The 23,343-nt window shown below is 71.6% G+C and carries 19 protein-coding genes; 10 read left to right on the top strand and 9 right to left on the bottom strand.

Translation table 11 applies throughout. From position 1 onward, the window contains the following. Positions 1-84: 84 nt before the first annotated feature. The gene (locus ACBJ59_RS07205; protein ID WP_375109352.1) at positions 85-645 is read right to left on the bottom strand and encodes a hypothetical protein; all 561 of its coding nucleotides are present in this window, start codon (positions 643-645) and stop codon (positions 85-87) included. 241 nt (positions 646-886) lie between these two features. On the opposite strand from ACBJ59_RS07205, the gene ACBJ59_RS07200 reads away from it, so the two are divergent. Continuing rightward, positions 887-1,768, top strand: coding sequence for a serine protein kinase RIO (locus tag ACBJ59_RS07200; protein ID WP_375109351.1), 882 nt, complete (start codon positions 887-889; stop codon positions 1,766-1,768). 227 nt (positions 1,769-1,995) lie between these two features. On the opposite strand, the gene ACBJ59_RS07195 is transcribed toward ACBJ59_RS07200, so the two are convergent. Then, on the bottom strand, positions 1,996-2,547 hold the full coding sequence (locus ACBJ59_RS07195) for a PadR family transcriptional regulator (RefSeq protein WP_375109350.1): 552 nt from the start codon (positions 2,545-2,547) through the stop codon (positions 1,996-1,998). 58 nt (positions 2,548-2,605) lie between these two features. Between ACBJ59_RS07195 and ACBJ59_RS07190 the strand changes: the two genes are divergently transcribed. Then, a complete protein-coding gene (locus ACBJ59_RS07190; RefSeq protein ID WP_375109349.1) occupies positions 2,606-3,367 on the top strand; it encodes an alpha/beta fold hydrolase in 762 nt (253 codons plus the stop codon). Positions 3,368-3,469: 102 nt separating this feature from the next. Here ACBJ59_RS07190 and ACBJ59_RS07185 read toward each other — a convergent pair whose 3' ends face one another. From ACBJ59_RS07185 to ACBJ59_RS07165, 5 genes are read right to left on the bottom strand one after another with little or no spacing between them, the layout of a single operon-like run. Then, positions 3,470-4,072 carry a PepSY domain-containing protein gene (locus ACBJ59_RS07185; protein ID WP_375109348.1) on the bottom strand — a complete coding sequence of 201 codons (603 nt, stop codon included), beginning with the start codon at positions 4,070-4,072 and terminating at the stop codon, positions 3,470-3,472. Positions 4,073-4,130: 58 nt separating this feature from the next. Further along, the gene (gene uvrB, locus ACBJ59_RS07180) at positions 4,131-6,242 is read right to left on the bottom strand and encodes an excinuclease ABC subunit UvrB (RefSeq protein WP_364118601.1); all 2,112 of its coding nucleotides are present in this window, start codon (positions 6,240-6,242) and stop codon (positions 4,131-4,133) included. Positions 6,243-6,277: 35 nt separating this feature from the next. Then, positions 6,278-6,511, bottom strand: coding sequence for a helix-turn-helix transcriptional regulator (locus ACBJ59_RS07175; RefSeq protein WP_375109347.1), 234 nt, complete (start codon positions 6,509-6,511; stop codon positions 6,278-6,280). Between the two features lie 14 nt (positions 6,512-6,525). Then, positions 6,526-7,380 (bottom strand): ABC transporter permease, encoded by an 855-nt coding sequence (locus ACBJ59_RS07170; RefSeq protein ID WP_375109346.1) that lies wholly within the window; start codon positions 7,378-7,380, stop codon positions 6,526-6,528. Next, positions 7,377-8,291, bottom strand: coding sequence for an ABC transporter ATP-binding protein (locus tag ACBJ59_RS07165; RefSeq protein WP_375109345.1), 915 nt, complete (start codon positions 8,289-8,291; stop codon positions 7,377-7,379). The genes ACBJ59_RS07170 and ACBJ59_RS07165 overlap by 4 nt, the downstream gene beginning before the upstream one ends. A gap of 140 nt (positions 8,292-8,431) precedes the next feature. On the opposite strand from ACBJ59_RS07165, the gene ACBJ59_RS07160 reads away from it, so the two are divergent. The 7 genes from ACBJ59_RS07160 (at position 8,432) to ACBJ59_RS07130 (ending at position 15,103) form a co-directional block, all read left to right on the top strand. Continuing rightward, a complete protein-coding gene (locus ACBJ59_RS07160) occupies positions 8,432-10,057 on the top strand; it encodes an SPFH domain-containing protein (protein WP_375109344.1) in 1,626 nt (541 codons plus the stop codon). Continuing rightward, positions 10,057-11,298, top strand: coding sequence for an SPFH domain-containing protein (locus ACBJ59_RS07155; RefSeq protein WP_375109343.1), 1,242 nt, complete (start codon positions 10,057-10,059; stop codon positions 11,296-11,298). The genes ACBJ59_RS07160 and ACBJ59_RS07155 overlap by 1 nt, the downstream gene beginning before the upstream one ends. 9 nt (positions 11,299-11,307) lie before the next feature. Then, positions 11,308-12,081 (top strand): sporulation protein, encoded by a 774-nt coding sequence (locus tag ACBJ59_RS07150; RefSeq protein WP_375109342.1) that lies wholly within the window; start codon positions 11,308-11,310, stop codon positions 12,079-12,081. A 188-nt stretch (positions 12,082-12,269) separates the two neighbouring features. Then, on the top strand, positions 12,270-13,328 hold the full coding sequence (locus tag ACBJ59_RS07145) for a hypothetical protein (RefSeq protein ID WP_375109341.1): 1,059 nt from the start codon (positions 12,270-12,272) through the stop codon (positions 13,326-13,328). Next, a complete protein-coding gene (locus tag ACBJ59_RS07140) occupies positions 13,325-13,942 on the top strand; it encodes a hypothetical protein (RefSeq protein WP_375109340.1) in 618 nt (205 codons plus the stop codon). Before ACBJ59_RS07145 ends, ACBJ59_RS07140 begins: the two co-directional genes overlap by 4 nt. A 10-nt stretch (positions 13,943-13,952) precedes the next feature. Then, positions 13,953-14,753 carry an inositol monophosphatase family protein gene (locus ACBJ59_RS07135; RefSeq protein WP_364118587.1) on the top strand — a complete coding sequence of 267 codons (801 nt, stop codon included), beginning with the start codon at positions 13,953-13,955 and terminating at the stop codon, positions 14,751-14,753. A gap of 107 nt (positions 14,754-14,860) precedes the next feature. Beyond that, positions 14,861-15,103, top strand: a complete 243-nt coding sequence (locus ACBJ59_RS07130) for a hypothetical protein (protein WP_375109339.1) — start codon at positions 14,861-14,863, stop codon at positions 15,101-15,103. Between the two features lie 16 nt (positions 15,104-15,119). On the opposite strand, the gene ACBJ59_RS07125 is transcribed toward ACBJ59_RS07130, so the two are convergent. Continuing rightward, a complete protein-coding gene (locus ACBJ59_RS07125; RefSeq protein WP_375109338.1) occupies positions 15,120-16,292 on the bottom strand; it encodes an SLC13 family permease in 1,173 nt (390 codons plus the stop codon). 57 nt (positions 16,293-16,349) lie between these two features. Here ACBJ59_RS07125 and ACBJ59_RS07120 point away from each other — a divergent pair, with 57 nt between their 5' ends. Next, positions 16,350-21,929, top strand: a complete 5,580-nt coding sequence (locus ACBJ59_RS07120) for a TIR domain-containing protein (RefSeq protein WP_375109337.1) — start codon at positions 16,350-16,352, stop codon at positions 21,927-21,929. Here ACBJ59_RS07120 and ACBJ59_RS07115 read toward each other — a convergent pair. Beyond that, positions 21,926-23,323 carry a family 43 glycosylhydrolase gene (locus ACBJ59_RS07115; protein WP_375109336.1) on the bottom strand — a complete coding sequence of 466 codons (1,398 nt, stop codon included), beginning with the start codon at positions 23,321-23,323 and terminating at the stop codon, positions 21,926-21,928. The genes ACBJ59_RS07120 and ACBJ59_RS07115 overlap by 4 nt on opposite strands. Between the last annotated feature and the right edge of the window lie 20 nt (positions 23,324-23,343).

Here is a 23,343-nt window from a genome sequence, read left to right as displayed (position 1 = left end):
CGCCGGTGCTCCGGCCCGGCGGGTCCGCCCGGCCGTGCCCGCACGTACGCCAGGCCGGCCGGTGACGTCGGCGGCCTCCCGGCATCAGCCGGTGTCCCGATCCCGGTAGATGACCGCGGCGAGCTCCGCCTCCGTGGCACCGTTGTTCGCCATCGCCTTGACGGCCTGCGCCTGCGCCGTCGTCGGAAGGCCGCCCTCGACGAGAACGGGCAGGAACAGACGCCGCAGAAGCACCTCCGAGGCCGATATGCCCGAGGGGCGGCGAGCCACCGACACGTTGACCCGCAACGCGTGCTCGTTGCCCGGCGGCACGGCCGGGCGGTCGATCTCGATGGCGCTGTAGCGGAAGCCGTTGGCCAGGTCGCAGGGGGCACAGCCGGCCGGGCCCCTGCTGAGCCGGCCGCCGCACTCCGGGCAGGTCAGGCGGTCGTAGGCGGCGTCGACCACGCGCCACGGATGCTTGTCCGGCTCGTCGACGACCATCTCGGCGATCAGGCGCTCGTCGGACGGCTCGCGGGTGCCGAACTCGCGCGTCAGGAAGTGGCGCCAGCCCTCCTCCACGATCTCGTCCACCAGCCCGGCGCACCGGGCGCAGTCCGGCGCGCCGGCGGGCTCCCAGTGGGCGCACTCGCCGCATCGTCGCATGGGCGCACCGTACAAGGCGGCCACCAGGCGGCGCACCGCAATTTCCGCCGGTAAATCCGGTTGCACCGGTGCCCGCGTGATCGGCATACTCGGGCACCGAGCCGATCGCTGCCGAAGGGAGGGTGAGACCGTGATGACGACTGTTCGCGTGCCGTTCCCCGCGTCCTCATGCCTTCCCACCGGGAGCCCGCCGGCCTGATTTCGGCGCGCCGGTGGGTCTCACACCTGGAGCTCTCCCACCGTGCCGAAGCACTCGCAACACCGCCGCCGTGGCAAGCACGCCCTCGACGCCGACGACGTCGAATGGCTCGAGACCACCGCCGTCCCCGACACCTTCGACGGCCCCCCTGAAGGCGATCGCTGGTCCACCTGGGACCAGAGCACGCCGACGGAGAAGGGGCCGCGGCCCCACCCTGACTGGCTGGTCACCGAGCTGGCCGCCGTGGACACCGAGCACGGCGTGCTCAAGACCGGCAAGGAAGCCGACGTCCACCTGATCTCCCGCGGCGTACCCGGCACGGACCGGGTGTGCCTGCTGGCCGCCAAGCGCTACCGCTCCTCCGAGCACCGCCTGTTCCACCGCGACGCCGGCTACCTGGAGGGCCGCCGGACCCACGACAACCGCATGAACCGGGCCATGGCCAACCGCACCGCCTTCGGCCGGCAGGCCATCGCGGGGCAGTGGGCGGTGGCCGAGTTCTCCGCGCTGTGCCGGTTGTGGGAGCTGGGGGTTCCCGTGCCGTACCCGGTGCAGATCGTCGGTACGGAGATCCTGCAGGAGTTCATCGGCACCCCGGACGGGTACGCGGCGCCGCGGCTGGCGCAGGTGTCGGACGGGCTCGACTCCCTGTGGGAGCAGCTCGTGGCGGCCATGGTCACGCTGGCCCGCGAGGGTCTCGCCCACGGGGACCTGTCGCCGTACAACCTGCTGGTCCACGACGGCAGGCTGGTGATCATCGACCTGCCGCAGATCGTGGACGTGATCGCGCACCCGGCCGGCCCGTCCTTCCTCGACCGCGACGCCCGCAACGTCGCCACCTGGTTCGCCGCCAAGGGCCACCCCACCGCCGCCCCCGACACCCTCGCCACCCTCCTCCGCCACGAAGCCCGCCTAACCGACTAGCCCACGCCCCCACCCCCCGGACCCTCGTACTCCGGCACCCGCGAACGCCGACCCCAGAGCGCGAGGCCCCCGGCGCGTCACCTGGCAACCCGAGCGCACATGGACGCGAGGCGCCCGGCCGCGGCACGCCGGGCGCCGAGGGCGGGGCGCCGGGGGTCGGAGGTCGGGAGGTCGGGGGTCGGGAGGTCGGGGGTCGGGATGCCGGGATGCCGGGCGCAGGCGCTGGCCTAGCAGGCGGCCTTTCCCGGGTGGGCGCCCGACTCCAGGGACTCGATGGTCGCGTGCAGCCACGCCAGCTCGGCCTGGCTGGTGGCGTGGGCGATGGTCAGCAGACCCTGCCGGAACGGGTCGCCGAACTCCGCGGCCCCCATCGGCCGGTCCCCGTCGTAGAAGAAGCTCGTCGGCTCCTCCAGGAACGCCAGCCGCCGGCGCAGCACCGCCGCCTGGTCCTTGGGCTCGTCCAGGTGGCGCAGGAAGGCCAGCAGCGCGAACCACCGGTTCTCGTCGCTGATGTCGAGCTCGTCCGGCTCGCGCAGCCGTCGTTCCAGCTCCGCGCGCCCCTCCGCGGTCAGGTAGAGCATGCGCCGTGGTGCGGCGGCCTTGCCCGGCTCGTCCTTCCGGGTCAGCCAGCCGGACGTGGCCATGCGCTTGATCGCGGGGTAGAGCGTCCCGTCGGCCACCGGGCGTACGTGCCCCATCAGGGCCGCCACCCTCCGGCGCAGGTCATATCCGTGTAACGGCTGATCCCTGAGGAACCCGAGTATCGCCAGCTCCAACATGACTTCAGTATACCTCGGAGCCGATATATATTGGTGCCGATATACAAGGAGGCCCGCCATGCACGATGCCATCGTTCATCCCAGCGGCGCTCGCATGCGCTGGGTGGAGCTGCCGGGCGCGGATCCGGCCCGCGTCTACGTTCACGGCCTCGGCGCCACCTCGGCCCCCTACTACGCGGAGGTCGCGGCCCATCCCCTGCTGCCGCGGCACCGCTCGCTCCTGATCGACCTGCTCGGGTTCGGCATCAGCGATCGCCCGCAGGACTTCTCGTACACGCTGGAGGCCCACGCCGACGCCCTGGCCGAGGCCATGCGCAAGGCCGGGGTGGCCGGCGCGGCGGTGATCGCGCACAGCATGGGCGGTGCGGTGGCCACGGTCCTGGCCGCCCGCCACGCCGAGCTGGTCGCCGACCTGATCCTGGTGGACGCCAACCTCGACCCCTACCCCCCGACGCCCGCCCAGCCGGGCAGCACCGGGATCGCCTCCTATGGCGAGGAGGAGTTCGTGGCGGGCGGCTGGAAGGACGTGCGCGAGCGGGTGGGCCCGCACTGGTGGTCCACGATGCGCCTGGCGGACCTGCGCGGCCTGCACCGTACGGCGGTCAGCCTGGCCGCGAGCACCACGCCCACCACGCGGGAGCTGCTGGTCGGCCTGCCGATCCCGCGCGCCTACCTGTATCCGGAGGGCGACGAGCCCGCCGGGGCCGAGGAGCTGCGCGCGGCGGGTGTCCAGGTGCTGGGCATCCCGGAGTCGGGGCACAACATCATGCTGGACAACCCCGAGGCGTTCGCCCGGACTCTCCTCACCCTGTTCCCCTGATCCCCTGATCCCCTGAGCTCACTGATCCCGTGGTCAGGTGGGGCCGATGTCGGCGCAACAGCGGGCCGGAGGCCCCGCTGGAGGGCCCCCGGCCCGCGGGCGTCACGAGGTGGCGCCGTTGTTCCCGGTGACCGTGCCCGTGGCGGCGTCGAGGACCACCTCGTGCTTGGTGCCGTCGGGCGTGACCACGTCCGACTCCCACACGGTCTTGCCCTGCTCCATGTCCAGGTTCAGCTCGGTGACCCGCCCTTCCGGCACCGTGGCCGCGATCTTGTCGGCCGCCTGCGCGTAGTCGAGCTTGGCCGCGGCCACCCGTTCCCGGTGCTTGGCCTTGTCCTCCGCGTCCTCTTCCTCCGTCGTGGGGCCGCTGACGACCTTGCCCGACTCCACGTCCATCTGGTGCTCGGTCCCGTCTTTCCCGACGACCTGCACTTCCCAGATCCGGCCGTCCTGCTCGGTCTCGATGGAGATGAGCGTGGAACCGGGCACCGCGGCCAGGGCCGCCTGGGCGGCCTGCTTCAGGTCTCCGGCACCCGGGCTGCCGGACGGCGAGCCGGTGGGACTGGCCGTCGGCGTGATGGCCGTGGGCGTGCCCAGGGTCGGCGACGACTGGACGGACAGCCGCTCGACCTCCCGGAGCACGGTGCCGCAACCCCCCGCGAGCACCGTCGCGCCGACCAGGGCCCCAACGATCGTCTTGTTCATACCCTGGACGTTGCCCACCCGAAGGTAAACCATTCGCCCAGGTCAGATGGCATATGCCCTACTTGACCCCCGCCTCGCGCATGTCGCGCAGCTCGCGCTTGAGCTCCTTGATCTCGTCACGCAGCCGCGCGGCCACCTCGAACTGGAGGTCCGCCGCCGACTGGTGCATCTGCTCGGTCAGCGACTCGATGAGCGACTCCATCTGGGCGCGCGGCATCTCGCCGGCGATGGCCTTGGCGTGCTGGCCGGCCTGGCGGACCTGGAAGCCGGGCACCGGGGCCTTGCCGCGCGACTGCTGGCGCCCGCTGCCCCAGAGCAGCTTGTCGGTGTCGGCGTCCTCGCGCTGCAGGGAGTCGAGGATGTCGGCGATCTTCTTGCGCAGCGGCTGCGGGTCGATGCCGTTGGCCTCGTTGTAGGCGATCTGCTTGGCCCGGCGCCGGTTGGTCTCGTCGATCGCCCGCTCCATCGACGGGGTGACCTTGTCGGCGTACATGTGGACCTGGCCGGAGACGTTACGGGCGGCGCGGCCGATGGTCTGGATCAGCGACGTCTCGGAGCGCAGGAAGCCCTCCTTGTCGGCGTCGAGGATGGCCACCAGCGACACCTCGGGCAGGTCGAGGCCCTCGCGCAGCAGGTTGATGCCGACCAGCACGTCGAACTCGCCCGTGCGCAGCTCGCGCAGCAGCTCGATGCGGCGCAGCGTGTCGACCTCGCTGTGCAGGTAGCGGACCCGGATGCCCAGCTCCAGCAGGTAGTCGGTGAGGTCTTCCGACATCTTCTTGGTCAGCGTCGTGACCAGCACGCGCTCGTCGCGCTCGGCCCGCTCGCGGATCTCGTGGACCAGGTCGTCGATCTGGCCCTTGGTGGGCTTGACGACGATCTCGGGGTCGACCAGGCCGGTCGGGCGGATGACCTGCTCGACCACGTCGCCCTTGACCCGCCCCAGCTCGTAGGGGCCCGGCGTGGCCGACAGGTAGACGGTCTGACCGATCCGCTCGAGGAACTCCTCCCACTTCAGCGGCCGGTTGTCGAGGGCCGACGGCAGCCGGAACCCGTGCTCGACCAGCGTGCGCTTGCGGGAGGCGTCGCCTTCGTACATCGCGCCGATCTGCGGCACCGTCTGGTGGGACTCGTCGAGGACCAGCAGGAAGTCCTCGGGGAAGTAGTCGAGCAGCGTGTTGGGCGCGCTGCCGGCCTCGCGGCCGTCCATGTGGCGCGAGTAGTTCTCGATGCCGGAGCAGGTGCCGATCTGGCGCATCATCTCGATGTCGTACGTCGTGCGCATCCGCAGCCGCTGCGCCTCCAGCAGCTTGCCCTGCCGCTCCAGCTCCGACAGCCGCTCGGCCAGCTCCGCCTCGATGCCGGTCACGGCGGCGGCCATGCGCTGCTCGCCCGCCACGTAGTGGGAGGCGGGGAAGATGTAGAGCTCCTCGTCCTCGGTGATGACCTCGCCGGTCAGCGGGTGCATGGTCGAGAGCTTCTCGATCTCGTCACCGAACATCTCGATGCGCACGGCCAGCTCTTCGTATTTCGGGATGATCTCGATCGTGTCGCCGCGCACCCGGAACGTGCCCCGGGTGAAGGCCAGGTCGTTGCGGGTGTACTGCATGTCGACCAGGCGGCGCAGGAGCTGGTCGCGGTCGACGTCCATGCCGACGCGCAGCCGGGCCATGCGGTCCACGTATTCCTGCGGCGTGCCCAGGCCGTAGATGCACGACACCGAGGCGACCACGATGGTGTCGCGGCGGGTGAGCAGCGAGTTGGTGGCCGAGTGGCGCAGCCGCTCGACCTCGTCGTTGATCGAGGAGTCCTTCTCGATGTACGTGTCGCTCTGCGGGACGTAGGCCTCAGGCTGGTAGTAGTCGTAATAGGAGACGAAGTATTCGACCGCGTTGTTCGGCAACATCTCCCGCAGCTCGTTGGCGAACTGCGCGGCGAGCGTCTTGTTGGGCTGCATGACCAGCGTGGGCCGTTGCAGCCGCTCGATCAGCCAGGCGATCGTGGCCGTCTTGCCGGTGCCGGTGGCGCCCAGCAGGACGTTGTCCTTCTCCCCGGCCTTGACGCGGCGCTCCAGCTCGGCGATGGCCGTCGGCTGGTCGCCGGAGGGAGTCATCTCGGTGACGACCTCGAAGGGCGCCACCTTCCGCTGCAAATCAGTGACCGGTCGCATGTTGCCACTGTAGGCGGCCCGACCGACATAAACCGTCAGGCCGAACGCTCCCCGATGCGGGGGAAGGGAGTGGTGGAGAAGACCACCTCGACGGGCACCTCGAAGTATTCGGCGATGCGCAGCGCCAGGTAAAGGCTGGGGCTGTATTCGCCGCGTTCGAGATAGCCGATGGTCTGGTAGTGCACCCCCAGCGCGTCGGAGAGCTGCCTGCGGGTCACGTTCCGCTCTGCGCGCAGCAGCGCGATGCGGTTGTAGACGGTCTCGCTCATCACCGCGTATCTTCTCAGGTCACCCGCTGCATCGCCCGCTGACGGCGCTCTTCCATCGCCGAGCCCGACTCCCGCCTGGCCATCCGGCGCAGGATGGGCGGCGCCAGCACCAGCCCGGCCACGGCCCACGCGAGCAGCACGAGGGTGGTCTCCACGGGCCGCCACGAGCCGCCGATCTCCGCCGCGGCCGCCGCGTCGGGCAGCAGCGCCGAGCGCATGCCGAGGCCCAGCCAGTAGAGCGGGAAGACGTGGGCGAGGGCCTGGAGCCAGCCGGCCAGCGCCGTGATCGGGTAGAAGATGCCCGAGATCGCGGTGAGCCCGCCGACGGTGAGCATGGACAGCCCGGCCGCCGCCTGCGGGCTGGTGGCCAGGGCGCCGATGACGGCACCGAGCGGCAACGAGGACAGCAGCCCCAGCAACGCGATCCAGGCGACGGTGAGCCATCCGCCCGGCCCCACCCCGAGCAGCCCGGGCACGAAGAACAGCCCGGCGACGAGCATCAGCACCAGGGAGCCGGCGGTGGACACGGAGAGCATCACGATCCGGCCCACGAGGTAGCCGACCATGCCCTGGGGCATGGCCTTGGCCCTGAGCAGGGTGCCGTCCTCGCGCTCGACGGCCAGCGAGCCGACCGCCCCCATGAGCGCGTTGAACGGGACCAGGAGCCCGAGCATTCCCGGCAGCGTGGCCGCCGCGAGCGAGACGTCGGTGCCGGGCAGCTTCGCGTCGCGCTGGAAATAGAGCACGACGATGAGGCCGACGGTGCTCACCACGGTGAAGCCCATGTCCTGGACGCTGGTGAGCTGTTGCCTGAACTCGATCCAGCCGCGGCTCAGCCCGAGCCGGGCCGCGTGCAGCGTGGGGTTCACGCCTCCTCCTTCTTGACGATGGCCATGTAGGTGTCCTCGAGCGTGGCCCGCCGCACCTCCAGGTCGCCGATCTCGGTGCCGTGCTGCTCGAACAGGCCGCGGACGAAGCCGGTGGCGTCCTGCGTGGCGTGCACGAAGTGCTCCCCGTCGCGGCTCCAGCGCACCTGGGCGTCGCGGGAGACCTCGCGGGCCAGCTTGTCGGGGCTGCCGTCGGCGACGATCCGGCCGCCGGCCAGGATGAGGATGCGGTCGGCGAGCTTCTCGGCCTCGTCCAGGTCGTGCGTGGTGAGCAGGATGGTGGTGTCGTCGAGGTCCGACAGGCGATGGACGAGATCGTGGAAGTCGCGCCTGGCCTGCGGGTCGAAGCCGGCGGTCGGCTCGTCGAGGAAGAGCACCTCGGGCCGCCCGACGATGCCGATCGCGACGTCGAGCCGGCGCCGCTGCCCCCCGGACAGCCGGTTGATCCGGTGGCCGGCGTGCTCGGTGAGCCCGACGGCCTCGATCAGCTCGTCGGTGTCGAACGGCGGCCTCCCGTGATGCGCGTACGGCTCGTAGTAGCGGCCGAGGTGGTGCAGCAGCTGGTGCACCCGCCAGCGGCCGTGGTCGCGCCACGACTGCAGCACGACGCCCAGCCGGGCCCGCCAGCGCTCGTCGCCGCGCGCCGGCTCGACGCCCAGCACCCGTACGTGACCCGCGGACGGCCTCCGGAACCCCTCCAGGACCTCGATCGTCGTCGTCTTGCCCGCGCCGTTCGGCCCGAGCAGAGCGATCACCTCGCCGGGGCTGACGGTGAAGGTCACGTCGCGCAGGACCTCCTTGCTCCCGTACGCCATCCGCAGCCCGGCGACCTCGATGGCGGAGCCGTTCTGCCCGAGGTCGACGCCACTTTCAAGCGCTCTCACCGCTCCCATCCGCCCTCCATATAGTAGGTCTACTACATCAATAGCACACCTACTACAGTAAGCAATAGATATGTGACACCACATTGCAAGCGAACAGTAAGTCACACCCGATACGGTCTGAATCGCCCGTAGCGGAAAAGGAAGGTTCAATGTCACGACCCAGAGAGGCACTGATCCAGGCGGGGCAGGGCATAGCCCAAGCGGTTGCCCAAGGGGGTGACGTACGCCAGGCGATGGGCCAGGCCATGGGGCAGGTCGTGGACCAGGCGGGGCAGTTGGCGGGCCAGGGCCGTGGCTTCGCGCTGAACCCGCATGACTTCGCCGCGGCGCGCGACGGCGGCGCGTCCGTCGGCACCCTCATCGAGGCCCGCTCGGCGTCGCTGAACGAGGCCGGCGAGATCGTCAACCGCAGCTTCGCCGAGAACGGCATGCACGTCATCTCGCCCGTGGTGATCCCCAAGAGCGGCACCGCCAAGATACTCATACCGCTGGGCATCCTCGTGCTGCTCGGCCTGATCGGCGCGCTCGGCAACGTCGTCCCGAACGTCGACGTGGTCTTCGGCCCGCACTACTGGGTGGTCCTCATCCTGGCCGCCGTGTTCCTGTGGTGGCGGCGCAGCGTGGTGATGGTGCCCGAGGGCTGCAAGGCGCTGATCACCCAGTTCGGCAAGCTGGTGCACATCGCGGACCCGGGCCGGGTGACGCTGTTCAACCCGTGGAAGCGGGTCAGCTACATCGTCAACACCACCCGCGAATACCCGTTCAACGCGCCGATCAGCGAGGCCCCCACGCAGCAGGGCGTCAAGGCCAGCGTGGACCTGTTCCTGCAGTTCCGGATCGAGAACCCGGCGGAGTTCATCTTCGTGCTCGGCTCGGTCAGCGGCTTCCAGTCCAAGCTCCAGAACGCCATCAGCGAGGTCACCCGCTCGCTGATCTACGCCCAGCGCGCCGAGGAGATCTACGACCTGGTGGGCGAGAGCACGCTCGGCATGCTGGAGAGCCTCAACCAGCAGTTCCTGCCCGCCGTCCGGCTCACCGACGTCAACATCACGCACGCCGAGCCGTCCAGCCAGGAATACCGCATGGACCTGGCCGCCCCCGAGATGGTCCGCGTCGCCAAGGAGGCCTACACCTACGAGTACGAGCTCCAGCTGCGCAAGGAGCAGAACGAGGGCGACCTGATCAAGGAGCTGGCCGGGCTGCAGGAGACGCTGAGCGCCATCCAGGCGGAGATCGCCGGCTACCAGGCCCGCATGGACACCGCGCTCGAACGCGCCACCCACCAGGCCACGGCACAGGCCAGGCAGCGCCTGGTCGAGGCCGAGTCCACGGCCAACGCCAACGCCGCGCTCCTGGAGGCGCAGGCGCTGGACATCAGGGCGCTGTCGGCCGCCGAGGCGCCCGAGATCCTCGACTACCGCTTCCAGCAGGACCTGCTGACCAAGCTGGAGTCGGTCGCCCACAGGCTGCCGCAGGTGGTGCAGGTGGGCGAGCACACCGACATCGACTTCCTGGCCCTGGCCCAGCAGCTCGTGGGCGGCAAGGACGCGGCGCTGTTCTCCGCCGAGGACATGGCCGCCATCCGCTCCAGGCTCGACGAGATCGGCGCCCGCGTACGCGACCGCGAGGCCGAGATCGCCGCGCTGCTGCACAAGGCCGCCGCCGACGTGGAACAACCGCCGGCGACGCCGGAGCCCGACTCCGAACTGGAGCGGACCGTCGAGCGGCTGCTGCCGGGCGGGCAGCAGCACGGACAGGCTGGGAGTGAGATCTGATGAGCCGCGAGTTTTCGAAGATCAAGGAATCGCTGGCCTCCTGGGGAGACATCCGCCAGCTCCTGCGCGGCGGCGAGCAGGGCCAGCTCGTGCCCGTCGTGATCCCCAAGGACCGGCGCGGCTTCGCGTGGATGACGCTGGTGTTCCTGGCGCTCTACTTCGCCGGCATGGCCGCGCTCACCGACCTCACCCTCGTCGCGGCGTTCGCGGCGCTGTTCAGCCTGCTCATCGCCATGGTCACGATGTGGCGCAAGGCGATCATCGAGATCGAGGAGGGCACCACCGGCGTGCGCAGCCGCTGGGGCGCCATCACCGGCACGCTGCCGCCGGGCCGCCACTACCTGTGGCTGCCGTGGGACCGGGTGGACGCGGTCGTCGACACCTCCACGGAGATCCCGTACTCGGCCCCGATCGTGGCCTGCCCCACCGCCGAGAACGTGCCGCTGAAGTCGATCGAGTTCTTCCTGAAGTTCCGCATCGTGGACCCGGTCGCGTTCGTCCGCACGATCGGCGCGGGCAACTTCGACCTGGTGCTGTCCAGCGCGGTGCAGGACGCGATCAGGCAGCGCAGCCGCCGGGTCAACACCGAGCGCGCGTACGACCTGCGCGGCTCCGACGTCGGCGACATGCAGGACGCGCTCAACCGCCAGCTGGGCCGCTACGGCGTGCGCATCACCGGCGCCAACATCCCCGACGTGCAGCTGCCCGACCAGTACCAGCAGCACCTGGCCACCCGCGAGAAGGTGGCCAAGGAGCTCTCGGCCTACGAGCGCGAGTGGGAGCTGACCCGCAAGCGCCGCATCGACACCCTGTTGATGGAGATCGAGCGCTCCAAGAAGACCCGTGACGCCCGCGTCGTCGAGGTCAAGGCCGCCCACAACAACGCGCGCAAGAACGTGGCGCGCATGCTGGAGGAGCAGGAGACCGAGGCGCAGCGGGTGACGTGGGAGATCGAGGCGCGGGGCAGGGCCGACCTGACCTCCGCCGAGAACGAGGCCAAGGCACTGCGCCGCCTGGCCGAGTCGTACCGGGACAACCGGGCCGTGCTGCAGTACGAGCTGGCCCGCAAGCGCCTCGACGTGGGCGCGAAACTGACGGAGAACGCCCCCCAGCCGCTGGTCGTACGCACCCAGCAGGGTCAGTCGGACTCCGCGCTCTCCACCCTCATCCTGGCCCAGCTGCTCCCCCGCATCTCGGGCACGGGAACAGGCCAGATGAACGGCCACACCCCTTCCGCATAGGAGAACCCCATGGTGTTCCGCAAATTGATGGCCGCGTTCGGCGCGGGCGTCGAGGTTGACACGGTGTTGACCAACACGGGCGTGCGCCCCGGCGAGCTGCTGCGCGGCGTCGTCCATTTCCGTGGTGGCAACTCCGACTACAAGGTCGAGGGCATCTACATCGACCTCACCGCCGTGGTGGAGGTCGAATCCGGCGACAACGAGTACAAGACGAGCTACAGCTTCCTGCGCCAGCAGGTGGCGGGCACGTTCCAGCTCGCGAAGGGCGCGCAGCACCAGCAGCAGTTCGAGATCGCGATCCCGTGGGAGACGCCGATCAGCGCGATCGCCGGGCACCCGCTGCACGGCATGAAGCTGGGCGTGCAGACGGAGCTGGCGCTGGCGGGCGCGCTCGACAAGGGCGACCTCGACCCGCTGTTCGTCAGCCCGCTGCCGGCCCAGGAGCACGTGATCGGCGCCCTCGACCGGCTGGGCTTCCAGTTCAAGAAGGCCGACCTGGAGCGCGGCACCCTGTACGGCTCGACCATGCCGTTCTTCCAGGAGATCGAGTACTACGCGGGCGGCCAGTGGCGGCGCCACTTCAACGAGCTGGAGCTGACGTTCATCGCCGGGGCGCGGCAGATGGACGTCATCCTGGAGGCCGACAAGCGCGGCGGCTTCCTGAGCTCCAGCCACGACTCCTACAACCGCTTCACCGTGCGCTACGACGACTCGCCGCAGTCGGCGGAGACGGCCCTGCAGCGCGGCCTGGAGCAGATGGCCCGCCACCGCGGGTGGTTCTAGCCCGGAGTCACGGCTCCCCGATGAGGGCGGAACATCCGCCCCCATCGGGGATGTGAGGCGATAATTCACCACATCTCCCGCTAGGAGATCGCTCCTTTGCGTGCAGTGGCAGTCGCATGGCGCGGTCGTTACCATGACCTCGGGAACTGACTGATCGTCGGACGGCGGGGCGAGCGATGGCACGGTTCATGGCGGCGTTGAGACGGACCGCCCCGTGGGCGGCGCGCAACGCCGACGGCGCCATCGCGCTCACCCTGGCCATCGCGGTCGGCGTGCTCGGCATCATGCCGCCCGAGATCTTCGGCGCCAAGGGCGCCGACATCCAGCGCCAGCTCGTCACCGCCTCCACCTTGGTGATCATGGCCCTGGTGGCCACCGCGCTGCTGCGCGACCGCGCCCGCCAGGCCCCCGTGGAGAAGACGATCACCTCGGGCGCGCTGGCCGAGCTCCCCGTGCGCCTGGCGCGCCTGGAGGAGATCGAGACGATGGTCCACGGCACCCGCAGAGCGCTCGACTCGCTCCAGCTCGTCCGGGTGCTGGCCAGCAAGCAGGAGATCGCCCAGTCCCACGCCGAGGCGCGCAAGGACACCACCCGGTGGAGCTTCAAGGGCGGCACCGGCACCTACCTGCGCGCGGTCACGCTCCCCCTCTGCGTGGCGGCCGCCCGCAGGGACAAGCGCCACCTCACGGTCAGGGTCGAGGTCATCGACCCGTCCAACGCGGAGGTGTGCGAGACCTACGCGCACTACCGGCGCTCGCTGTCCGACGTCCCCGACGGCACCGGGGAGACGTGGACGACCGACCGGGCCAGGAAGGAGTCGTACGCGACCATCCTGGCCGCCTTCTGGCACCGCCAGCGCTACGGCCTGCTCGACATCGGGGTGGGCCTGTCGTCGACGATGACCACGTTCCGCTGGGACCTGTCGAGCAGCCGCCTGATCATGACGGTCGAGGACCCGAACCGGGCCATGACCGCGCTGGCCGACACGTTCTACTACGAAAACTGCGACACCGAGCTGCGGCTCAGCTTCGAGCAGGCGCGGCGGGTGCCGCTGGAGATGTACAAGAAGGTGCCGCTCGGCGACGAGCCCACCATCGAGGAGGTGCAGGAGCTGTTCGAACGCATCGGGGTGCCCCTGCCCAAGTCCTACAACGGCCGTGACGTCGTCGACATCGCCCGCAAGGCCCTGCGTGCCGTTGACCCGTACGGTGAGCCGCGCCCGCCGGTCCCCGCCCACCCGTCATGAGCTACCACGGCGTCCGGGAGCTCCTGCGGGCGGGCGAGGCCAGGTCGTGGGCCCTGGCGGAGCTGTCGCGGCCCGGCCTGACCGGGGTGCGCCACCCGCTCGGATTCGTCTGCCTGCCGCTGGAGCGCGACGGCGGCGAGGGGGTATGCCTCCACCTGTGGTCCGACTCGCTCACGCCCGCCGAGAGCACCACCTCGCAGATCCACTGCCACAGCTGGGACCTGGTCAGCCACGTGCTCTACGGCCAGGTGCGCAACGTGCACGCCGTGGTCACCGACGCCGGCGCGGACGCCACGCACCGGGTGTTCGAGGTGGTCAGCGGGGCCGACGGCGACCGCATCTCGCCCACCCGCCGCACCGTGCGGCACGCCACGGGCCTGGTAGAGGTCTTCGGGCCCGGCGACACCTACACGCTGGCCGCCGACCGGTTCCACAGCAGCATCGTGCCCGAGGGCGGCGAGGCGGCCACGATCGCGCTCGGGCGGGGCCGGGCCGGCAGCCGCGACCTGTCGCTCGGGCCGCTGGGCGGCGGCCTCCACCACGTCTCCAGGCAGCCGCTGAACGCCGGGGAGACGGCCCTGGCCGTACGCCTGATCGCCGCGCACCTGACCTGAGAGGGACCCGATGGACCTGGATCACGCTCGCACGGTGGCCGTGGACGCCGCCGAGGCCGCGGGGGCGCTGCTCCTGGAGGGCACCCGGGGCGCGCTCGGCGTGCGGGCCAAGGGCGAGGCGGGCGACGTGGTGACCGACCTCGACCTGGCCTCGGAGAAGCTGCTGCTGGAGCGGATCCTGACGGCGTACCCGTCGCACGCGGTGATCGCCGAGGAGTCCGGGCTGGCCGGGGCGGCGGGCGGCGAGTGGACGTGGCTGGTGGACCCGCTCGACGGCACCAACAACGTGGCGATCGGGCTGCCCACGTACGTGGTGGGCCTGGCGCTGTGCCGGGGCGGGCTGCCGCTGCTGGGCGTGGTGCACGACCCCGTCTCGGGGCAGACGTGGTCGGCCGTCCGGGGGAAGGGCGCGGTGGCCTCCTCAGGGGCCCGCCTGGCTCCCCCCTACGCGCCGAGCCCCCACGGGCCGCTGGTGGCCTGGACGCAGGGCTACGGCATCGCCAGGGACGACGCGACCGTGCGGGGGCTGAAGACGGCACTCGACCTCGGCGCGCGCCGGGTGCTGCAGCTGTGGGCGCCGCTGCTGGCGTGGGCGATGCTGGCGCGCGGCGACATCGACGGCATGGTGGGCTACCGGGCCGGGGTGGTGGACCTGCCGGCCGGGGCGCTGCTCGCGCAGGAGGCCGGCATCGAGATCCGGGCGCTGGACGGCGGCCCGTACGACGAGTGCATCGACGCCCCCGCCGGGGAGCGCAGCTTCGTGGCCGCCCACCCCCGCGCCCTGCCCGGGCTGCTGGCGCTGCTCCACTGAGGAAAAGTGCGCAGAAAATGTGTGTCCTTTGTCGATGAGTTCTGTCGCCGTTCGACGTCTAGTTAGAGGGTGCCCGGCAGACGGCACCGAACGGAGAGGAGCCCGACATGATCACCACCACCGAGCTGGCGCAGGTGCTCTTCGCCACCGCCCTGCAGCCCTCCGACACGCTGTCCCCGTTCCAGATCCGCGCGGCCGTGAACGAGCGGCTGTGCGCGTGCGGCGGCGACCCGTCCTGGTGCGCGGCGTACGTGGCGCAGGAGGCCGGCGACCACCCCGAGATGTACGTGCCCCGGATGCGCTGGGCCCTGGACGCGGTCGCCGGCGCCTACGAACTGGCCGCCGCCTGACCCGCTCCCGGCGGGCTCAGCCGAACTCCACCAGCGCCCACACCGTCGCCAGGAGCCCGGCGACGGCCAGGCCCGCCCCGGTGAGCAGGAAGCGGCGCATCGGGACCCTGACCTCGTGGCGGCGGCACGACTCGAACCACAGCAGCGTGGCCAGCGACGCCCACGGGGTGATGACCGGGCCGACGTTGGTGCCGACCAGAAGAGCCAGCAGGCGGTCCTGGTCGGCGGGCGGGATGACGATCTCGACGGCCTGGTAGGCGGGCAGGTTGTTGATCAGGTTGGACAGGCCGGCGCCGACGGCGGCCGTGCGGTAGGGGTCGCCCTCCGTGCCGATCATCCAGGTCATCAGAGCGGACAGGCCGTGGCCGCTGAGCGTGGGCACGACCAGGAACAGGCCGGTCACGAAGATGACGAGCTGCCACGGGACGAGGCTCCACGTCAGGCGCCGGCGGGCGCGCAGCACGAAGGCGCCCAGGACGATGGCCGCGGCCACCGTGGCCGCGACGGCGACGTGCGCCTTGAGCAGCAGCAGGACGATGAACAGCAGGCAGCCGGCCGAGGCGGCCGTGAACAGCACGCGGTCGGCCACGGGCTCCAGCACCGGCGGGGTGTAGCGCAGGTCGCGCCGCTCGCCGCGGCGCCAGTAGAACACCCACAGGAACACCATCGTCACCGCGATCGAGACGATCTGGGGCGCCCACATGCGGGCGGCGAACTCCTGGGCGTCGAGGCCGATCTTGTCCATGCCCAGGAGGTTGGTCAGGTTGGAGACCGGCAGCAGCAGGCTGGCGGTGTTGGCCAGCCAGATCGTGGTCATGGCGAGGGGCAGGGCGGCGATGCGGGCCTTGGGGGCCAGGGCGAGCATGACCGGGGTGAGCAGGACAGCCGTCGTGTCCAAGTTCAGAAATATCGTGACAAATGACGCGAAAGCGGCACAAAGAAAGAAGAGGGCGGCGTAGTTGCCACGTCCGAGCACCGCCATCCTCGCCGCGATCGCGTCGAAGACCTGGGCCTCCTTGGTCAGCTCGGCCAGCACGATGATCGCGACCAGGAAGACCAGCAGCGGGCCGATCTCGTCGAGGCTGCGCACCGCATCGGCCCAGGGCAGCAGCCCCGTCGCCACGAAGACCAGGCCGAGAACCAGCAGCCCGATCCTGATCCAGTCGAGCACGCCAACACGCCGCAACACCCGATGATGATCGCACACAGGCTCCAAAATGCCGATCCCGCAGGGGATACTGGGCAGATGGCGCGCGACGGCAGGCCGACCGAGATCTTCGTCAGCTACTCCCCGGCCGACACGGCCTGGGCGACGTGGATCGCCTGGGAGCTCGAGGCGGCGGGCTACAAGACCATGATCCAGGCCTGGGACTTCGTGCCCGGCACGAACTTCATCGACTTCATGGATCGCGGCGTCAGCGAGGCCCAGCTCGTCGTGGCCGTGCTCTCGCGCAACTACCTGGGCTCCCGCTACGGCCGGATGGAGTGGCAGGCGGCGCTGCGGGCCGACCCCGACAACCCCTCCAACAAGCTCGTCACGATCCGGCTGGAGGACGTCCAGGTCGAGGGCCTGCTGTCCACGATCACCTGGGTCGACCTGCTGGGCGTCTCCGACCCCGGGCAGGCCAGGGCGCTGCTGCTCGGACGGGTCAGGGAGGCGATGGCGGGCCGCGCCAAGCCCGACGCCGCGCCCGCCTTCCCCGACGGCTCCACCGTGCCGGCGCCCGTCCCGACGCTGCCGCCGCCCGCCGAGCGGGCCAGGGCCCGGCGCGCGCCGGTCACGGCGCCGAAGTTCCCGCCGTCGGCCGGCGAGAGCAGGGGACGCGAGTCGATCAGCGTGCTGCACATCGGCGGCCCCCGGTTCGGCAGGGCGCTGCCCGACCCCGGCGAGCCCTTCACGCCGGAGGACATGCAGGCCCGCATCTGGGCCGACCTGACCGCCATGTACGACCGCGGCATGCCCCGCCCCGACCTCATGGTCGTCAGCGGCGACCTGACCGAGTCCGGCAGCCTGGGGCAGTTCGGGCAGGCCACGCGGTTCGTGACCGACCTGAGGCTGCTGCTCGGGCTGGAGCCGCACCGGCTGATCCTGCTGCCCGGGCCGCGCGACGTCACCAAGGCCGCCGCCAGCGCCTACTTCATGACCTGCGAGGCCGACGACGTGAGCCCGCAGCCCCCCTACTGGCCCAAGTGGCGCCACTTCGCGAAGCTGTTCGGGGAGGTCTACCAGGGGCTGGACGACCGGGTGTTCGACGGCGGGCAGCCGTGGACGCTGTTCGAGGTGCCCGATCTGAAGGTGGTCGTGGCGGGGCTCAACTCGACGATGGCGATGAGCCATCTGGAGCGCGACGCGTACGCGCAGCTCGGGGAGGCGCAGGCGGCCTGGTTCGCCGAGCGGCTGCGGCCGTACGAGGAGAGCGCGTGGCTGCGCCTGGGCGCGATCGGGCACCCGCCGGACGAGCTGAGGGACGCACCGACGTTCGACCGGCTGCTGGGCCACCGGCTCAACCTGCTCTTCCACGGCGGTTCCGGCCCGGCGGCCGAGGGCCGCATCGCCGCGCCGCGCTCGGGGCGGCACCAGGTCGTCGAGATCGGGCCCGACGGGCTGCGCACCTGGCTGCCGGACACGCAGCCCGCCGGCCGGCCCGAGCCGGTCCGCGCCCGGTGGCGGGCCGCGCAGGCCACGTTCACCGGCGAGGCCCCGGCCGTCCCCTCACCCGCGCCGAAGCCCGAGGAGCGCGAGCCGAGCCCATACGAGCTGCTGCTCGACCGCATCACCGAGGTCTGCGAGGCCCGGCACGAGCGGGCCAGGATCCGCAGGTTCGACACGCACCTGGTGGTCACCCACCCCGAGGACGGGTTCGTCCGGCAGACGATGATCGGCGCGCACGTGGGCGAGCCGGACGAGGCGGCCGCGGCGGAGTTCGTCCGGCGGGCGCACGCCGTGGGCCTGGCCGCCGAGCTGGTCTACCAGGGGCCGCCCGCGTCCCGCGCGATCCGCGACGACCTGATGCGCAAGGGCGTGCGGCTGCGCAGCTTCACCGAGTTCCAGGGGCTGCTCGACCTGAGCGGCTACGTCGCCGAGCAGACCGCCCGGCTGACGACCGACCGGCGCTACCCGCCCGACCTGTACGTACCGCAGCGCTACCGCGAGCTAGACCGCCCCGGCAGCCAGGTCAAGCAGGGCCTGACCGACGAGCTGATGCGCCTGCTGGCCGCCGACCACGGCCGTTTCCTGCTGCTGCTGGGCGACTTCGGCCACGGCAAGACGTTCGCGCTGCGCGAGCTGGCCCGCCGCATCCCCGTCGAGCTGCCGCACCTGACGCCGATCCTCATCGAGCTGCGCGCCCTGGACAAGGCGCACTCGGTGGACGCGCTGGTGGCGGCCCACCTGGCCGGCCACGGCGAGGAGTTCATCGACCTCAAGGCGTTCCGCTACCTGCTGCGGCAGGGGCGGATCGTGCTGCTGTTCGACGGGTTCGACGAGCTGGTGACCCGGCTGACCTACGACCGGGCGGCCGACCACCTGGCCACGCTGCTGGCCGCGGCCGACGACAAGGCGAAGATCGTGGTGGCCAGCCGCACGCAGCACTTCAAGTCCCACAGCCAGGTGCTGACCTCGCTCGGCGAGATGGTGGGGGTGCTGCCGCAGCGCCGGGTGCTCAGCGTCGAGGACTTCACGCCCGACCAGATCCGCTCCTACCTGGCCAACAGGTTCGCCGGCGGTGACGAGGCCACCGCCCGCATGTCGCTGATGGGGGAGATCGAGGACCTGCTCGCGCTGGCGCAGAACCCGCGCATGCTCAGCTTCATCGCCGACCTCGACGCCGACCGCCTGCGCACGGTGGCCGAGGCGCGCCACACGATCAGCCCGGCCCTGCTGTACGAGGAGATCCTCAGCTCGTGGCTGGCCTTCGAGGAGCGGCGGGCCAGGATCCCCGGCTCGCCGGCCGGGCTGACCACCGACGAGCTGTGGCAGGCGGTGACCGCGCTGGCGGTGCGCCTGTGGGACTCCGGGGAGGCGCTGCTGGGCCTGGACGAGCTGACCGAGATCGGCGAGACGCTGACCGACCTGGCCGACGGGCAGCTCTCGGCCGCGCACGCCGCGTTCCGGATGGGGTCGGGCAGCCTGCTGGTGCGCACCGAGGAGGGCATGTTCGGCTTCATCCACGCCTCGGTGATGGAATGGCTGATCGCCCGGCACATCGCCACGACCCTGGACAACCCGCTCCTGCTGTCGCGCCGGCCGCTGTCGGCGCTGACCGTGGAGTTCCTGTGCGACCTGGCCGACGTGCGGGCGCTGCGGGCGTGGGTGGCCGACCCGCCGGGCGACGACGTGTCCAGGGCGAACGCGGTCAAGATCTCCGCCCGGCTGCGCACGCCGGCCCGCGCCGACCTGCGCGGGGCCAACCTGAAGGGCGAGGACCTGTCGGCCAGGGACCTGCGGGAGGTCGACCTCACCGGCGCCGACCTGTCCGAGGCGACGCTGGCGGGCACCAACCTGTCCAGGGCGACCCTGCGCGATGCCCGGCTGGTGGGCGCGCGGCTCGACGGCGCCCAGCTCACCGGGGCCGACCTGCGCGGCGCCGACCTGTCGGGGGCGCGGCTGGCCCAGGTCGACCTGAGCGACGCGGCGCTCGAGGGCGCCCGCTGGCACCGGGCCTCGCTGATCAACGTGACCGGCACGCTGCCGCACCTGCCGGGCGCGGCCGTGGTGCCGGGGCAGCCGGTCGAGGTGGAGTTCGCGCCGGCCGGCATCGGCGTCCCGTACGGCTACCACTTCCAGACCAGCCGCCTGCCCGAGCCGATCGCCTACAGCCTCGACGGCGCCACGATCGCGATCGGCAACGAGGACGGCGGCGTGCTGCTGTGCGTCGGCGGCGCGCCCGTGCGCACGTTGCAGGGGCACCGGGGCCGCGTCTACGCGGTCACGTTCGCGGGCGGGCTGCTGGCCACGGGCGCGAGCGACGGCGCCGTGCGGCTGTGGGACGCGCTGACCGGCGAGCCGCTGCGCCGGCTGGCCGGCCACCCCGACGGCGTGTGGCCGGTGCGCCTCGACGCCTCGGGCGAGCTGGTGGCCGCGGGCGGCGGGGACGGCGTCGTACGCGTGTGGGAGACGGCCACCGGGCGGCTGAAGCACGAGCTGAGCGGCCACCGGGCGCCCGTCTTCACCGCCTCGTTCGGCCGCTCGGCGCTGGTGACCGGCGACTCCGCGGGCGTCGTGCGCGTCTGGGACCTCGGCTCCGGCCAGGTGAAGGAGACGCTCGGGGAGCACCGCGGCAGCGTCTACCGCGCCGTGCACAGCCCCGACGGCCGCCTGCTGGCCACCGGCGACGAGGCGGGCACCGTCCGGCTCTGGGACACCGCCACGTGGACGCTCCTGCACGAGCTGACCGGCCACCTGGGCAGCGTCTACTGCGTGACGTTCTCCCCCGACGGCACGCTGCTGGCCACCGGCGACACGGCGGGCAGCGTCCGCGTGTGGGACCCCTCCGGCGAGGCCCGCGGCGTGCACACCACCCACGCGGCGGCCGTCTACCAGGTCACCTTCAGTCCCGACGGGCAGACCCTGGCCAGCGGCGACTCCAACGGCGTCGTACGCCTGCAGCGGCTCGGCGGCGGCCAGCGGATCGAGCTGACCGGGCACCGCAGCTCGGTCTGGCCCTTCGCGTTCAGCCCCGACGGGCAGCAGCTGGCCACCAGCAGCAACGACGGCACCGTGCGGCTGTGGGACCCGGTGACGGGCCAGAGCCAGCGGGTGCTGCGCGGCCACGGGCGCCGCATCTCCTCCGTCAGGTTCAGCGCCGACGGCACGATGCTGGCGACCAGCGGCAACGACGGCATCGTACGCGTGTGGGAGCCGCGCACGGGGCGGCGGCTGCGCGAGTTCAGCGGCACGGCCGACCGGCTGATCTCGGCCTCCTTCTCCCCCGCCGGGCCCACGCTGGCCACCTCCAGCAACGACGGCGGCGTGCACTTCTGGAACGCCGTCACCGGCGACTACGAGCGCGAGCTGCACGCCGAGACCGACCACGTGTGGGCCGAGGCGTTCAGCCCCGACGGCAACATGCTGGCCACGGCCAACGACGACGACAGCGTGCGGATCTGGTACCGCCCGACCGGGCGGCTGGCGGTCAACCTGATGGACCACCGCGGGCGGGTGCGCTCGATCGCGTTCAGCCCCGACGGCTCCTACGTGGCCACCGGCTGCGACGACAAGCTCGTACGCCTGTGGCACGTCGACTCCGGCGGCCGGGTGGCCACCCTCGAAGGGCACACCGACCGGGTCTACTCCGTGGCCTTCTCCCCCGACGGCCGCCACCTGGCCAGCGCCGGCAACGACGGCAAGGCCCTGGTGTGGGAGCTGCGCCCCGGCCAGCCCTGGCAGCCCCGGCTCGCGCACACGCTCGACCGGCACGACGGGCGGCTGTGGAGCGTGGCGTTCAGCGCCTCCGGCGACAGCCTGGCCACCGGGGGCGACGACCTCCTCGTCCGCGTGTGGGACACCGCGACCGGCCACCTGCGGCACACGCTGGCCGGGCACGCCCGCCGGGTGTGGTCGGTCGCCTTCAGCCCGGCGCAGGACCTGCTGGCCAGCGCCGGCGACGACGGCGTGGTGATCCTCTGGGCGGGCGGCGAGCGGCGGGCGACCCTGCTCGGGCTGGCCGAGGGGTGGGCCGCCCTGGCGCCCGACGGCCGGTACAAGGTCCAGGGCGACCCCGGCGGGCAGTTCTGGCACGTCGTCGGGATGTCACGGTTCGAGCTGGGCGAGCTCGACGCGTACCTGCCGGGGGTGCGCCAGTTGCCGCTCGACTCGCCCTTCTAGTACACCTCGATCCGGTCCATGCTGATCACCGTGCTGCCCGAGGCGGGGTTGCGCTCGCCGGTCACGCGCACCCGCAGCGTGTGCTCGCCGGGCGCCAGGACGGGGCTCAGGTAGTTGAGCTGCTCGCCGACCCGGATGTCGCTGTAGTAGTCGACGCGCTGCTCGGGGCCGCCGTCGACGGAGATGGCGGCGATGCCGTTGCCCCGGTCGCGCACGCTCAGCAGGGCCACCCGCGTGCCGGTGAAGCGGACCGTCGCCGTCGCGCCGGCCTGGCCGCTCCAGTGGTCGTTGCTCCAGAAGCACTGGTTGCCGCAGCCCGAGCCGGACTGCCAGGTGCCCGCGTACGTGACCTGCGGGTCGAAGTCGTTGATCACCGACGTGGCGGCGCCCGAGTCGCCGGCCGGGAGCTGCTGCGTGGCGCCGGCGGCGAGGGGGCGGCCGAAGTTCGGGGTGCCGTCGGCGTTCCAGGTGAACTTCTGCACCCGCGTGGTGCGGAAGTTGTAGGTGTAGGTGCTGGTGTTCTTGCCGTGGTAGGCGATCCAGTCCTCGGTGCCGTCCGGCGAGCGGAAGAACGAGTGGTGCCCCGGGCCCCACACGCCGGTCGCGTCGTTGCGCGCGAACACCGGCCCGGCGTGCTGCGTCCAGCTGGTGGCCACCATCGGGTCGGCGCCGTTCGCGATGCTCTTCATCCACAGCTGGTAGTCGGGCTTGCCGGTGTCGCAGGTGGAGTAGGTCAGGAACGTCCTGCCGTTGCGGTAGAGCGGGGTCGGGCCCTCGCGCACCTCGGTGCAGCCGCCGCCGGCGGGGATCGCGACCCGGCCGCCGGTGACCGTCCACGGGTTGCTCATCCGGGCGATGTACAGCTGCGCCGGGCCGCCCATGCCGCGCCCGGGACCGGCCCAGACGAAGTACTGCTGTCCGTTGTGGGTGATGGGCTCGCCGTCGATGGCGTACTCGCCGAAGTCGGCGATCTTGGCCTTGAACGTGTACGGGCCCATCGGGTCGTCGCCGGCCGACTCCAGGACGTACATGCGGTGGTTGGCGTCCACGCCGTCGGAGGCGGTGTAGTAGATGTACCAGCGGGCCCCGACGTGGCGGAAGGCGGGCGCCCACATCTGCGTGTTGCGGCTGGCGTCGCTGTCGCGCCAGACCACCTGCTCCGGCGCGGCGAGCAGGGTGGCCAGGCTGGGCGAGCGCCAGATGCCGATGCGATCGCCGCGCGTGGTGGCCACGTAGTAGTTGCCGTTGTGGAACATCAGGCTGGGGTCGGCGGCCGGGTTGACCGGGTTGCGGAACGACTGCGTCGCCGCCCCGGCCGGGGCCACCGGGACGATCACGCTCAGGGCGACGGCTACGGCGGTGACGGCGGCTCGCCAGGGCGATAAGCGCGGCATCTGCGGTCCTTCCACGAACC

The organism is Nonomuraea sp. MTCD27, from assembly GCF_041950495.1.
Lineage (GTDB): Bacteria > Actinomycetota > Actinomycetes > Streptosporangiales > Streptosporangiaceae > Nonomuraea.
The sequence above is the reverse complement of the archived record's forward strand: the minus strand, read 5'-3'. Positions and strand labels throughout refer to the sequence as shown.